The organism is Maridesulfovibrio sp. (assembly GCF_963677005.1).
Taxonomy (GTDB): domain Bacteria; phylum Desulfobacterota; class Desulfovibrionia; order Desulfovibrionales; family Desulfovibrionaceae; genus Maridesulfovibrio.
In genome coordinates this window covers 1822718-1836310 of the sequence record NZ_OY781616.1, presented here as the reverse complement: position 1 = coordinate 1836310, position 13593 = coordinate 1822718, and the positions used below count along the sequence as shown (strand labels likewise).

At 52.7% G+C, this 13593-nt stretch carries 11 protein-coding genes; 8 read left to right on the top strand and 3 right to left on the bottom strand.

Annotated features, from left to right (window positions below):
- The first annotated feature begins 7 nt into the window (after positions 1-7).
- Genes ACKU4E_RS08345 through hpnH form a run of 4 tightly spaced genes read left to right on the top strand, consistent with a single transcriptional unit; the run spans position 8 to position 5250 of the window.
- Positions 8-2698 carry an MMPL family transporter gene (locus tag ACKU4E_RS08345; protein WP_320170612.1) on the top strand — a complete coding sequence of 897 codons (2691 nt, stop codon included), beginning with the start codon at positions 8-10 and terminating at the stop codon, positions 2696-2698.
- Positions 2699-2701: 3 nt separating this feature from the next.
- A complete protein-coding gene (locus ACKU4E_RS08340) occupies positions 2702-3484 on the top strand; it encodes a PhnD/SsuA/transferrin family substrate-binding protein (protein ID WP_320170611.1) in 783 nt (260 codons plus the stop codon).
- Entirely contained in the window at positions 3484-4200 is a 717-nt protein-coding gene (locus tag ACKU4E_RS08335; RefSeq protein ID WP_320170610.1) for a hypothetical protein, read from the top strand. Before ACKU4E_RS08340 ends, ACKU4E_RS08335 begins: the two co-directional genes overlap by 1 nt.
- A 36-nt stretch (positions 4201-4236) precedes the next feature.
- Entirely contained in the window at positions 4237-5250 is a 1014-nt protein-coding gene (hpnH, locus tag ACKU4E_RS08330; protein WP_320170609.1) for an adenosyl-hopene transferase HpnH, read from the top strand.
- 160 nt (positions 5251-5410) lie between these two features.
- Here the strand turns inward: hpnH and ACKU4E_RS08325 are convergent, their stop codons facing one another.
- Positions 5411-6520, bottom strand: a complete 1110-nt coding sequence (locus ACKU4E_RS08325; RefSeq protein ID WP_320170608.1) for an acyltransferase family protein — start codon at positions 6518-6520, stop codon at positions 5411-5413.
- A gap of 141 nt (positions 6521-6661) precedes the next feature.
- On the opposite strand from ACKU4E_RS08325, the gene ACKU4E_RS08320 reads away from it, so the two are divergent.
- Positions 6662-7378 (top strand): phosphorylase, encoded by a 717-nt coding sequence (locus ACKU4E_RS08320; protein WP_320170607.1) that lies wholly within the window; start codon positions 6662-6664, stop codon positions 7376-7378.
- Between the two features lie 113 nt (positions 7379-7491).
- On the opposite strand, the gene ACKU4E_RS08315 is transcribed toward ACKU4E_RS08320, so the two are convergent.
- Entirely contained in the window at positions 7492-9981 is a 2490-nt protein-coding gene (locus ACKU4E_RS08315) for an AAA family ATPase (protein WP_320170606.1), read from the bottom strand.
- 20 nt (positions 9982-10001) lie between these two features.
- Positions 10002-10424: an Hsp20/alpha crystallin family protein gene (locus ACKU4E_RS08310; RefSeq protein ID WP_320170605.1), complete on the bottom strand. Its 423-nt coding sequence runs from the start codon at positions 10422-10424 to the stop codon at positions 10002-10004.
- 340 nt (positions 10425-10764) lie between these two features.
- On the opposite strand from ACKU4E_RS08310, the gene ACKU4E_RS08305 reads away from it, so the two are divergent.
- The 3 genes from ACKU4E_RS08305 to ACKU4E_RS08295 are packed head-to-tail and all read left to right on the top strand — an operon-like array spanning position 10765 to position 13359.
- Positions 10765-11556: an amino acid ABC transporter substrate-binding protein gene (locus ACKU4E_RS08305; protein ID WP_320170604.1), complete on the top strand. Its 792-nt coding sequence runs from the start codon at positions 10765-10767 to the stop codon at positions 11554-11556.
- Between the two features lie 3 nt (positions 11557-11559).
- The gene (locus ACKU4E_RS08300; RefSeq protein WP_320170603.1) at positions 11560-12594 is read left to right on the top strand and encodes an ABC transporter permease subunit; all 1035 of its coding nucleotides are present in this window, start codon (positions 11560-11562) and stop codon (positions 12592-12594) included.
- Positions 12595-13359: an amino acid ABC transporter ATP-binding protein gene (locus ACKU4E_RS08295; protein ID WP_320170602.1), complete on the top strand. Its 765-nt coding sequence runs from the start codon at positions 12595-12597 to the stop codon at positions 13357-13359. It abuts the gene before it with no gap.
- The last annotated feature ends 234 nt before the right edge of the window (positions 13360-13593 follow it).

Below are 13593 nucleotides of genomic sequence, written 5' to 3'. Positions count from 1 at the left end.
GTATTGCGTGAACGTATTCAAGAATATTCAGATTTCTTTCATCATGGGACTGTGGAACATGGTCCGCCGGGCTCCGGTTCTTGTGGTTGTCTGCGGAATTCTTCTGGCGGTTGCCTGCGGAGTTTCATCTGCATTGTGGCTGCATCTGGACAGTGATCAGGACAACCTTATCTCGCATGAACTGCCGTTTCAGAAACGCAACCTTGATCAGATCAGGAATTTCGGGGATCAGGAATACATGTTCGTGGTCATCAGAACCGGCGGTACCGATTCCGGAAGGGATAAGGCCGCGCAGTTCGCTACAGTTCTGGCCTCGCGGCTGGAAAAACGTCCTGATCTTGTCCGGGAGGTACATTACGCTATGTCCCCGCGGGAAATGGGGCCGGGAGTGCTGATGTTCGCCAGCCCGGACGAGTTGCGGGAGTTTGTGAAGCTCGCGCAGGATTTCGGTCCGCTGGGCCGGGAATGGTTCAAGGAACCGGGGCTTGCCGGATTTCTGAACATCACGGCCGGACTGCTGGGCGGTAAATACGGAAACGGCGGTGCAGACCCGGAAATGTTCGGCCCGGTAATGGGGGCACTGGGTTCGTTTGTCGGTGACATGGAATCCGCTCTGGAGCAGGGTCCTGACGCCGCAGCCAAGGGCGGCCCGGTACTCGGTCTGGACAAGGCCGGAATACACTATTTCTTTACCCGCAGCGGCAAGCTCCTGATCATGCGCATCCTGCCCAAGAAAGATTTCGGTGCCATGGATGTCATCGGGCCTTCGCTGAAATTCGTGCGCGAATCTCTGGATCAGGTACGGCAGGAATTCCCCGAGGTCGAAGCCGGGCTGACCGGGCGTCCCGTGCTTTCAGCGGACGAGATGCATACCACCGACAAGGACATGACCCTTGCCGCGATTATTTCCGCCGTGGCTGTGGGACTTCTGTTCATGATTATACTGCACGGCTGGCTGCGGCCCATGCTGGTCATGGTGTCCCTGTTCTGCGCCATGGCCTGGACCTTCGGGTTCACGCTGGTGACTCTGGGCAGTCTGAACCTGCTTTCCATTGTCTTTGCACTGGTCCTTGTAGGGATCGGGGTGGATTTCGGTATCCATATTGTCATGCGCTACGTGGAAGGAACCGCGGCAGGACTGACTCCTGATGACGCCGTCAAAGAGGCTCTTATTCATACCGGTCCCGGCGTTCTTCTGGGGGGTATCACCTCGGTCTGCGCATTTTACGCCGTACTGGGGCAGGACTTCGTGGGGCTGGCCGAACTTGGGCTGGTAGGCGGAACCGGAATCATTTTCTGCCTCATTGCCATGCTGACCGTGCTGCCTGCCATGTTGCTCATTGCCGGGCGCAGGGACATGTTTCCCTCGTCCCATCCGCGCATGGCCACCATGCCGTTCATGGAAAAAATTGTTTCGCGTCCTGTACCTGTGCTTCTGGCGGTCGTTCTGCTTTCCGCTCTTGCCTATCCGGGACTTCAGAAAGTCGGATTCAATTACAATCTTCTGGAACTGCAGGCCAAGGGGCTGGAATCCGTTGAATACGAGCATGTGCTTATCAACGAATCAGATGAATCAACATGGTTTGCGGTCATGACCAGCCCGGATCTTGCGGGTGTGCGCCGACTGACCGCCGAGTTGAAAAAGATTCCTTCGGTAGGGCGGATAGAGTCCATTCTGGATTACCTGCCCGAGGGCCAGAAGGAAAAAGCTGAAATTCTGCGCGGCGAAGCCAGGGTTCTGGCCGGAATTGATTTTAAACAGTCCGGGCTGCACACGATTGAACCGCACAAGGTGCAGCTGGCTCTGGCCAACCTTATCGAGTCTCTTGAAGGGCTGGAGGAAAAGCTGTTTTCGGCCGGAGCGCGGAAGGAGCTGGATCAGGTTTCGGCCATTGTCGACAAGGCTGAAAAATGTATCGATATGATCGAGGAGAACCCGGCGGTGACGCTCAACCTTGCTCCGCTACAAAGCGGACTGGTGACGGAACTTTCGGATTCATTCCGCTGGCTCAAGGAGATTCTGGAAGTGCGCTCCGTAACCCCGGACAACCTTCCGGAACAGTTGCGGTCCATGTACGTAGGCAAAGACGGCCGTTACATGATCAAGGTTTCGCCCGTTGACAATGTCTGGGATTTTGACAAGCTTACCGGATTTGTAGCCGACCTGCGCCGGGTCGATCCCGATGTGACCGGAGTACCCGTGGTGGTTCACGAGTCTTCGCTGCTCATGCGCGAGACTTTTCTTGAGGCTGCCGGGCTGACGGTAATTCTGGTCTCGCTGATACTGTTCCTTACCTCGTTCAGCATCAGTTACGTTATTATGGCGCTTCTGCCGCTTGTTGCCGGTATATTCTGGCTGCTGGAGGTAATGGGGTTTACCGGCCTTAGCTTCAATCTGGCCAATTTTTTCGCGGTGCCCATTTTAATTGCCATCGGTGTTGACGGAGGGGTGCATTTTCTGGCCCGCTGGAAGGAGCTTACCGAGGGAGAAAGGCTTTACCATACCAGCACGCCGGTAGCTGTCGGGCTGAGTTTCTGCACGACCATGATAGGTTTCGGAGGACTTCTGCTGGCCCATCACCGGGGACTCGCCTCACTGGGAGGGATCATGGTCACCGGATCGGCCACCTGTCTCGTGGGTTGCATGGTTGTGCTTCCGGCCGTGTTCAGACTTATTGAAAAGATCAAGGGAAAATAGTCTATGTTCAGAAAGATACTGCTTTTCGCGTTGCTTTCGGTTTTCGTCTTTGCCGCTTCCTCCTTTGCGGCAGGACGATTCGACTTTGCGGTTATCCAGCCGGGGCAGCCCGGCAATACGGCCGAAGCACAGCCGGTTATGGATGAACTGGCCGGGTACATGAGCAAAAAACTGGGTGTCCCGGTAAAGGGCGTGTACTACAATGATCTTCAGGCTGCTCTGTCCGGCCTAAGCGCAGACAAGCCTGCCTGGGGGATTACCGACCTTACCTTTTTCATGAGCTTCAGCAGCAAGTTCAACATGGTTCCCGTAGCCTCGACCATGCCGCAGGGGCAGAGCAAGGATGTCTGGCGGCTGCTCGTGCCTGCTGACGGGCCGGATTCCGTCCGGGATATCAAGGGAACGGTTTACGGCTCCATGCTTTACACGCCGGAGTCCACCGCAATCCTTTTCGGTGGAAAAGAGAAGACTTCCTTTTCCATTGAAGGAACTCATAATGCCCTGCGCGTGCTGCGCAAGGTCAATAAGGGGCGTGCTGTTGGAGTCTGCCTGGACGGCGCGCAATATTCGGTGGTTGAAGGGTCGGACCGCTACGGAAACACCAAGGTTGTGTACACTTCCGGAAAACTGCCCACCAGTCCGGTGGTCTGGTTCGACAAGGTGGATGATGATGCTCTGCGTTTGCAGGCAGTATTGCTGGACATGGCAAAGGATCCTTCGGCAGCAGGTCTGCTCAAGCTCCTACAGACAACCGGGTTCGGCCCTGCCGACAAGGAGCTTAAGTGATGAGACTTCCATTGCGCACGGTTCTATTGTTGTTGCTGCTTGTCTGCTGCGGATGTTCCGCTGCCCGGTATGATCTGCCTCTTTTTGAATACAATGCCGGAGGCGTGGTTCTCTGGAAGCCTTGTTCCCGCGCTCAGGCGGAAGTTCTGGCAACCGGTAAAAATGATTCGGATATCCTGCAGTCCGCTGCATGTTCCGCATGGCTTCTGGAAAGCGGTACGGTCAAAAGTGCCGATTACGCCAAACAGAGTCAGGCTGTCTTGCGTCAATTTCTGCAAAAAAAGCCGGACTCCGGCCTCGGACACTATCTTTTGGCTTATTTAGTTGCTAAAGAGGCTCAGCTTGCTCCGGTCAAGGGACTTGACCTTGTGCCTGTCATGGAGCAAGAAGCACTTCTTGCGTCGAAACTTGCTCCGGAGGTCGATTTCGGCGGTCCGGACCGCATGCTCGGCGAATTGTACCTCAAAGCCCCGTCCGCTCCGATAAGCGTCGGCAGTCTGGATAAGGCTCTTGAATATTATGAAAAAGCTGTGAAAGTGGCCCCGGATTTCGCCATGAACCGGCTCGGGCTTGCAACGGCTCTTCTTGAAGACGATGAACAGGAAAAGGCCTGTGCAGAGTACAAAACGGCCATTTCCAGCAAAAGCTACCATGAGAAACTTTTGAAAGTGGACGCCTGTGAAAAGCTTGTGAAAGCCTGCTCCGCTAAAAAATAAACCCGCCGGACCAGGGCGGAAAAAGAGGTTGATACCTTGGCAATTCCTGCAATTCAAATAGCTAGACTCGGCAAATATATTCTTACCCAGACCATCAAGGGAAACAAGCATTATCCGCTGGTTCTCATGCTTGAGCCTCTGTTCCAGTGCAACCTGCGCTGCAAGGGCTGCGGAAAGGTCAACCAGCCCCCGCACATCCTCAACCAGCGTCTTTCCGTAGAGGAATGCGTTGCCGCCGCAGAAGAGTGCGGAGCACCCATCGTCTCCATTCCCGGCGGTGAACCCATGCTGCATCCCGAAATGCCTACCATAGTCAAGGAACTTACCAGACGCAAAAAATTCGTCTACCTGTGCACCAACGGCATCCTGGTTCCCGAACGGATCAGCGAATTCAAGCCCAGCCCTTACCTTACCTTCAACATTCATCTCGACGGCAAAGAAGAAGTTCATGACAAGATCGTTTGCAAACAGGGCGTTTTCCAGTCCGCCGTGCGTGCGATAAAACTGCTCAAGTCCAAAGGGTTCAGGGTCAACACCAACACGACCCTGTTCGGCGGGCAGACCGCTGAGGGAGCAGCTGAATTCTTTGATTTTCTCATGAGTCTGGGCGTAGACGGAATGACCCTGTCTGCTGCATTCAGCTATGAGGCTGCTGAAGATCAGGACAGCTTCCTGACCCGTGAACAGAGCAAGCAGCTTTTTCGCGAAATTTTCAAGATCGGCCGGAACAAAAAATGGGATTTCAGCCACAGCAGTTTCTATCTGGATTTCCTTGCCGGAAATCAGGATTACAAATGCTCTCCCTGGGGTAACCCCTGCCGCTCCGTACACGGCTGGCAGCGTCCCTGCTATCTGCTCGAAGACGGTTTCGTCTCCTCCTACAAAGAGCTGATGGAAGAAACCGAATGGGACAAGTTCGGCGTAGGCAACGATCCGCGCTGCTCGAACTGCATGGTTCACTGCGGTTTCGAACCGACCGCTGTAGCAGACTCGGTCAGAAGGCCGCTCAAGGGCATGATGCTCGCGCTCAAAGGCGTGAAAGTAGACTGATGATGTTTGCCGGATGGGGACCTTTGGTTTGGTAGGACCCCGGCAGGGCCGTCGGAGACTATCTGTCTCATCTAGCTGAGAAAAAAGTAAATCCGCAATGTCATATGGCATTGCGGATTTTTTATAGAACTTCGTTGTTGTAGGTTCGGCTGTGACGCGGTCAGATAATTCCGGCCATGATTCTGTTTTTCCTCAGCAGTGCGGTGACGATCCAGCAGACAAGGGTAGAGCCGACCAGCAGCAGCGGGGCCTTTATGAACGGGGATGCATCAAACCGGAGCAGGTAATAGGCCCCGTAGTATACTGCCAGGGAGTGAAGCAGGTAAATTCCATAGGAGCTTGCGGCAAAGGATTTCCATACCGGAGCACTGCTGTTGACGAATTTTTTGAAAAAGGAAATTCCGGTCATCGCTATGGAAAAGGCAAATGTATTGAATCCCAATGCGTTGCTCGCCTGTACAGCCAGTTCCGTGCCGTTTGTGTGCATCTGGAATTTGAAATGAGTGTAAAACACAGCGGATAAAACAGACAGAACAAGCCACGGAAGCAGTCTGGGAGTGTATCCCTGTCTGGTGAACCAGTTCCGTTTCCACGCAAGTATACCCAGCCAGAAATAAAGCAGGTAGATTGAAATACGCAGTGGTTCGAAGGTAAAAATATAGTAGTCGTTAATCCATGTGTCTGCCGGGAAAAATTGGTTCATGGACAGAAACAGACTGGTCGTGATGGCTATAAAGATAATGTGCAGTAGTGGTGACGGGATCATACTGCGTCTGGATTGGCTGCGCAGTACCGGGAAAAAATTGTATAGCGCGGAAAGGATCATGTAAAACAGCGTCAGTATGCCCAGAAACCAGAATACTGACTGGCTGAACATGGGGGGTACCCAGAACGTTTTGGCCCAGAAATTCATGTAGTCCGGACTCTTGCCGCGTGAAAGGAGAATCATGTACATTGCAGGCGGGGCAAGGAATAGTACTCCGATTATCCAGGGGATGATTATGCGTTTGAATTTGGCCGTCCAGAAGCCAGACAGCCCGTATCTTTGCATAGAGGACAGTGCGAAATAGCCGGCCAGAAAAAACATGGTCGGCATAATCGGGACATCAATCAGGATGACTGCATAAGTAAAAAAAATGCTCTGACGCGGATCAATGACGAACCACCATGACGGGGCGAAGATCATATAGCAGAGTGATACATGCAGGGCCACGACCATGAAAATGGTAACAGCCCTAAGGTTGTCCAGAAAGTATAGTCTGTTGCTCATGCTGAATTCCGTTCTGTAAATTAAACGTTTGAATAATTGCCAAAGTAATATTCCGGCATCAAAAGTAAGTCAAATTTCGGACCTGAGTATTTTGTCTGTCGTATACCTGTTTAATATCAGCGCATTGCAAGAGGATTGGAGATGGAAGTAAAGAACTTGGTCGTAATAGCGGCCATGGAGCAGGAAGCCCTTGCCGTGTTTCCGGGAGCGCAGAAAAAAAGTTTCGGTCGGTTCGATATGATGGCAGGCACGCTTGCAAATGGTGTTTCGTTCCGGTGCATTGTTTCCGGCATAGGGATTAAGAGAGCCGCCGAAGCAGCAGCAGCGGTATGTGCCGAAAAACCGGACCTGCTGCTGAGCATAGGTGTTTCAGGCGGACTTGTTCCGGGGCTTTGCGCCGGAACCACTGTAACAGCCACCTCCATCGTTTCCGACATCAGCGATATTCCGTCCTGGAGGGAAAATGCGGCCGATGAAGCCGCACGGGAGGCCCTGCTGCCGGCCTGCGGAGAATTTGCCTGCGGTCCTCTTGTCACCGTACAGAGCCCGGTTCTGACTCCCGATGAAAAGCAGACTCTCTATGAGCGCACCGGAGCATTGGCTGCGGATATGGAATCAGTGGTTGTTGCGAACACTGCCGTAGCAGCAGGGATACCCTTTGCCTGTATCCGTGCCATAAGTGATGATTGGAGCAGGGCGGTGCCAAGCGAGGCAATGGAAGGGGTTGATGAGGAAGGAAGAACCAGAATCCGCCCTATTCTGAAAGCCCTGCTCAAGCGACCGGGCCTTGTTTTTGAACTGATTCCCATGGGCAGGGATTATTCAAAGGCACTGAAAGCCTTAGGCAGTATTTTTTGATAGGGTATGGCTCCGGCGGCGAAATCAATTAATAAAAGCGCAAAGCGCATCAGCTTATTTCACAAAGAAAAAGCCGCTGCGGGAGTTTTCCCGCAGCGGCTTTAATTGCTGATTTACTTGGTGCAGCAGCCCCCGCCGCTTTTTTTCTTTTCATCCTTTTCTTCGTCACCGGCTCCGAAGTTCTTGAGTCCTTCGGCCAGATCGATCAGGCGGGCGTCCACTTTGCCGTAGATTGAATCTTCGGGGTATTTCCCTTCACCGTCTTTTTCTCCGGCGGGAATGCCGGTGAGGATTTCTATGCCCTGTTCGATGGTTGACACCGACCAGATGTGAAACTTGCCTTCACGCACGGCCTCGACCACTTCCTTGCGCAGCATCAGATCCTTGACGTTGGGTTCGGGGATCATGACCCCCTGCTCACCAGTGAGTCCAGCATGCTTGCAGCAGAGGTAGAACCCTTCCACTTTCTGGTTTACTCCGCCGATGGGCTGGACTTCTCCTTTCTGGTTGACCGAGCCTGTCACGGCGATGCCTTGCCGGATGGGAACTTCCGCGAGGCTGGAGAGCAGGGCGTAAAGTTCGGTTGAGGAGGCCGAATCGCCGTCTATGCCTCCGTAGGACTGCTCGAAGGCGATGCTGGCAGTAAGGGAGAGCGGTTTGTCCTGAGCGAAACAGCGGCGCAGGAAACCGGAGAGAATGAAAATTCCCTTGTTGTGCGTCGGCCCGGACATATCTGCTTCTCGCTCAATGTTGATTATGCCGCCTTTGCCCATGGCGGTTACCGCCGTGATGCGTGAGGGCTTGCCGAAGGAGTAGTCGCCGAGGGAGTATACGGCCAGCCCGTTGACCTGTCCGGTTACTTCGCCGTCGGTGTCCACATACAGGCTGCCTCGGTCGATCATTTCCTGAAGGCGTTCCTCGGCCTGATTTGAGCGTTTGCGGTGGGCTTCTATGGCCTGCTCAACATGCTCGGCCTTGACTGATCCTGAACCGTTCCGGCCTGCATAGTGGCTTGCCTCGCCCAGCATGTCCGCCAGCAGGGGAAATGACGTGGTGATTTTCTCCTGACGCCCGGCCATGCGTACAGCCTGTTCAATGATAGCTGCGACTCCGGTCCGGTCGAAGGGCATGAGTTTGTCTTTTTCAACCATGCGGCTGACGAATTTTGCAACGGCATCAACGGCCTTTTCGTCCCGGTCCATGGTGGTTTCGAAATCCGCACGGACCTTGAAGATTTTGGGTACGTCCGGGTCGTAGTGGCGCAGCAACTGGTACAGATGGGGGTCGCCGAGCACAACTACCTTTACGTCCATCTCAATCGGTTCCGGTTTGAGGCCGGTGGATGAAATGAAGTAGTAGGGGTCGAAGGTCTGGATTTCAATTTTTTCGGTTTTGAGAGAGCGTTTGAGCGTGGGCCAGACTCCGGGCTCAACAATGGCGTCCATGAGGTTGATGACCAGATATCCGCCGTTGGCCTTGATGAATGATCCCGCCTTGATTTTGGTGAAATCGGTGCGCCAACCGCCGCTGCGGTCCATGACCCTTTCGATGGAACCGAACAGGTTGCGGTAGGTGGGGTACGCCTCGAAAATAACCGGGGGACCGGACTGTTCCGAGTTATCCACCAACTGATTGACCTGATACGGGTGGAGGATGGCATCTGCCTGCGGGGGCATGAACATCATTCCGCCTTCCATGGCCTGCGGCTTTTTACCGATCATGCGCAGCGAGTCGAGGTCTTCGCTCATGTTTTCCAGCATCTCGTCAAAATATTTCATGGTCTTTGCGTCCGGGTATTTTTCCCGCAACGGACCGATGAGATCCTGAGCAAGGGTCATGAACATCAGCTTGTCCACGTCATCGCTTTTCTTCTTTACCTCTTTCTGAAGCTGGCGAACCTGAGCAAGGATGTTGTCGACTTCTTCCTTCAGTTCCTTTTGCTTTTCCTTGAGCCGTTCGAATTCTTCACGGGGAAAGCGGCCCTTTTCGACTTTTTCCTCCAGCTGGATCATGCGTATGGGCTCACCGTCCACCAGCGGGACCACGTCCGGGCGCTGGAAGTGGCCCATCTGCATGTTTACTATCACCAGACCGGAATCCTTTACCTTTTCTTCAATTCCCTGAAAGAATTCACGGGTCTGCTTTTCATGCATTTCGATGATTTCATTTTTGCGGGCAATGTACTCCTGGCTTTCGAAAAGCTGAGGCACTTCCCGCTTTATCCCTTCCAGAAAATCATGCACTGCTTTGCGGAAGGTTGTGCCTTCCCCGGCCGGCAGCCGGATCAGTACCGGAGATTCGTTCGACTTGAAGTTGTTTACGTACAGCAGGTCGTCAGGTGTCTTGTCGGATTTTGAAAGATCCTTGAGCATCTTTTTCACCGAGGCCTGCTTTCCGGTTCCTGCCGGCCCGGTTACAAAAATATTGTAGCCTTTCAGCTGCATGCCCATGCCGAAGCGGAAAGCCTCCACACCCCGGCACTGGCCTATTATTTCATCTTCGGGTTCCAGATCGTCTGTAGTGCTGAAGGCGAGGGTTTCAGGATCAAGGGTCCACCTGAGTTTTTCAGGTTCAAGTTCTCTTTCTTTGAGGATGTTGGTCATTTGTGTCTCCGTTATGCGGATTATTCAGCGTTGATGGAGATGGTCTTCTGAGGCTTGATGATGCATTTGAGCAGGATAATTTTCAGTATTCCGTCTTTGAACGTCGCCCTGACGTTTTCCGGGTCCACCCGGCAGGGCAGGGGGATTGTCTTTTTGAAATGGCTGGATTGCCGGCCGCCCTCGAAAGTGACTTTTTTCTCGCCGGAAATGGTCATGGAAGTCTCGGTTACCTTTACTTCCAGATCTTCGGCCTGGAATCCGGGCATGGTTGTGGATACTTCAAGCGCATCACCGACTTCTTCCATTTTTGTTCTCGGGGTGCAGTCTATTATTCCGCATACGGAAGGGATGCCGTAATCGTTGCACAGACTGTTGAACAGCCTGTCCATATCGGTTTTAAGCTTTTCAAGCTCCCGGCTTCCCCATGATGTAAGGTTGGGCATTTGCGGTCTCCTTGTTAAAAACAGATGGGAGTATGAATTATGAACAGGTTAGCATACGGGGAAAAAGTTTAGCAACCGCTTTGCTGCACCGGAACTGCTTTATGCCGTATTTATAATAACCGAAAAAATATGGTAAAAAAAATCGTGCGCGGCGTATGATCCTCACAAATTTGATAAAAAAGGGTCCGTGCGTTCAGTTTTGCATGGTAACAGCCTTGCAAGTTGCCGCTTCATGAGCTATTCGATTCAACGCTTTGGGTTTCCGTCCGGACGGTTGGAACCGTTTTCCATATCATGCCCGGAAACCTGGAAATGCAATACCAAATTTTAGGAGTGACGCATGAAAAGGGTATTAGTAATTCTCATGGTTGCAGTGATGCTGGCATTTGCAGCCTCCGCTATGGCAGGTGACGGTTCTCTCGAAAAGGTCAAACAGGCAGGACAGCTTGTAATCGGCCTTGACGATACTTTTGCTCCCATGGGTTTCCGTCAGGATGACGGTACACTGGTCGGATTCGATGTTGATGCCGCTGAAGAAGTCGGTAAACGCATGGGCATCAAAATAGTATGGCAGCCCACAGAATGGTCCGGTGTTGTCCACTCCCTGAATGCCAAGAAATTCGACTGCATCTGGAACGGCATGACCATCACCCCCGAACGTGAGAAGGCTGTTTCTTTTTCCAAGCCCTACATTATGGATGGACAGATTGCCGTAATCACCATGGGCAACAAGGCCATCAAAGGCCAGTCCGACCTCGGTGGTAAAATCGTAGGCGTTCAGAAAGGTTCTCCCGCTCTTGAAGCCGCAAAATCCATCAAGCCCGCTGCAAAGGAAATCCGCGAATACGATACCAACGTCAAAGCCCTGCTTGACCTTGAAGCCGGTCGTCTTGATTCTGTTGTAGTAGACAGCATCGCAGGCCGCTACTCCATGGCTCAGCGTCCCGGCAAGTATGTTGCCCTTCCCGGCTACATCACCAATGAAGCTTTCGGTATCGCTTTCCGCAAGGACGACAAATCTCTGCAGGCCGAAGTTCAGAAAACCATCGACGCTATGATTGCCGACGGCACCATGGGTAAAATCTCCCGCAAGTGGTTCGGCGAAGACGTCACCGACCCCGCCAAATGGTAAGGTATGCTTAGTTTTAGAATTAAACTCGGAAAGAGCGGGGCGGCTGCCTCGCTCTTTCTGCTGTTTGTGCTCCTTCTTTCCGTTTCTGCTGTCTGCGCTTCAGTGGACGCCGATACTCTGCTCAAGCAGGGGCGTGACGCCCTTGCCGCAGGGCAGATTGACAAGGCGTGTTCCATGTTCAGCCAGGTGCCCGCGCCGGGACCTGACGGGGATGACGGACAGTTCGTATATTCTCGTATGCAGCTTGCCCGGATCAGTTATTCCATGAAAGATCCGGGAAAGGCACGCAGCTATGCCGAACAGGTTATAAGCGTTTATCCGGGCAACGTGGAAGCAAAGAACTTTCTGGCCTCGCTCGACCGGGAAACGAAACCGGAGTGGCGCAGGGCTCTGGACGACTGCGCACGGTTTATGCCCAACCTGTTCAAGGGCGCTACCATGACGCTGGTGCTGGTGTTTTTCACCATGATAGTCTCTCCCATTGGAGGACTGTGCATTGCGCTGGGCAGAATAACCAAGGTGCAGCCTTTCTGCGCCATAAGCTGGTTCATTATCTGGTTTTTCCGCGGCACTCCGCTTCTATTGCAGCTTTTTTTCATCTATTACGGACTGCCCGCAATAGGGATAACCCTTTCCCCGCTGGTGTCGGCACTTATCGGACTGGGCATCAACTATTCGGCTTATCTCGCGGAGATAATCAGAGCGGGGATAGAGTCCATTGACGATGGTCAGACAGAAGCGGCCAAGGCGCTGGGCATGACCTACGCACAGACCATGCGCAGGGTAATCATCCCCCAGACGTACAAACGGATTATACCGCCGGTGGCCAACGAATTCATCGCGCTCATCAAGGATACCGCCCTTGTTTCAACCATTGCCATGGTTGAGCTCATGCGTGCGGCGGATCAGATGTTCAACGCATATTTCAATGTAACCGTGCTGGTCATGGCCGCCATAATCTATCTCATTTTCACGACCGTGTTCACTTTCGTTTTCGAGAAGATCGAATACAGGGTCGGGGTATACGAAAGGCGTTAGATGGAAATCATTTTAGAACTCAAGAAGGTAGTGAAGACCTTCGGCTCCCTCACTGCGGTCAACAATATTGACCTGAAGATCGAGAGAGGCGAAAAGGTCGTTATTGTCGGGCCCAGCGGGTCCGGCAAGTCCACTCTGCTGCGGACCATGAATTTTCTGGAAACAATTGATTCCGGTGAAATTCACTTTGAAGGGAAGCGCTGCGGCTACACGTACAAGGACGGTGTACCCGTTCTTGATTCCCAGAAAAAGCTTTGCGCCATACGTTCCGAGATCGGGATGGTGTTTCAGCAGTTCAACCTGTTTCCGCACATGACCGTCCTGCAGAATGTCATGGAAGGACAGGTCACAGTGCTTGGAAAAAGCAGGAATGACGCGCGCAAGACCGCGCTGCAGATGCTGGACAAGGTCGGGTTGTCCGACAGATCGGAAGTTTTCCCGGTAACCCTTTCGGGCGGACAGAAGCAGCGTGTGGCCATTGCCAGAGCCCTGGCGATGCAGCCCAAGATGATGCTTTTCGATGAGCCTACTTCCGCTCTCGACCCGGAACTTGTGGGCGAGGTTTTCGATACGATCCGTTCGCTGGCCGACGACGGCATGACCATGGTTATTGTCACCCACAACATGGGCTTTGCCCGTGAGGTTGCCGACACGGTTATTTTTATGGAAACCGGAGATTTTATAGCCAAAGGCACTCCCGCCGAGTTCTTTTCCTCCGATACGCAGCATCCGCGCATCAAGGAATTTATGGATAAGCTGCTTTAATTATGATGTCCTATGTTAGGATTTTTAATAGCCTTGTGCCATTTGCAGAGGTGGCTGTTTCAGCGCAGCAAAACATTTGATTAGCATGCCTTATAATTAATGAATTTAAATTATTAGGGATTCCAAAGGGGATTATCCCCTTTGGCTGCCAGAGGCGAAATCAAGTTATTAAAAGCGCGAAGCGCAACAAAATTAAAGTTAAAATCCTGAAACAAACGTATGCCGATATGCGTT

Bases quoted from the DNA above. Each gene is read 5' to 3' on its own strand.
- ACKU4E_RS08295 (WP_320170602.1), top strand. From the start codon at position 12,595: ATGGAAATCATTTTAGAACTCAAGAAGGTAGTGAAGACCTTCGGCTCC.
- ACKU4E_RS08315 (WP_320170606.1), bottom strand. From the start codon at position 9,981: ATGACCAACATCCTCAAAGAAAGAGAACTTGAACCTGAAAAACTCAGG.
- ACKU4E_RS08320 (WP_320170607.1), top strand. From the start codon at position 6,662: ATGGAAGTAAAGAACTTGGTCGTAATAGCGGCCATGGAGCAGGAAGCC.
- ACKU4E_RS08325 (WP_320170608.1), bottom strand. From the start codon at position 6,520: ATGAGCAACAGACTATACTTTCTGGACAACCTTAGGGCTGTTACCATT.
- ACKU4E_RS08340 (WP_320170611.1), top strand. From the start codon at position 2,702: ATGTTCAGAAAGATACTGCTTTTCGCGTTGCTTTCGGTTTTCGTCTTT.
- ACKU4E_RS08305 (WP_320170604.1), top strand. From the start codon at position 10,765: ATGAAAAGGGTATTAGTAATTCTCATGGTTGCAGTGATGCTGGCATTT.
- ACKU4E_RS08310 (WP_320170605.1), bottom strand. From the start codon at position 10,424: ATGCCCAACCTTACATCATGGGGAAGCCGGGAGCTTGAAAAGCTTAAA.
- ACKU4E_RS08300 (WP_320170603.1), top strand. From the start codon at position 11,560: ATGCTTAGTTTTAGAATTAAACTCGGAAAGAGCGGGGCGGCTGCCTCG.
- ACKU4E_RS08335 (WP_320170610.1), top strand. From the start codon at position 3,484: ATGAGACTTCCATTGCGCACGGTTCTATTGTTGTTGCTGCTTGTCTGC.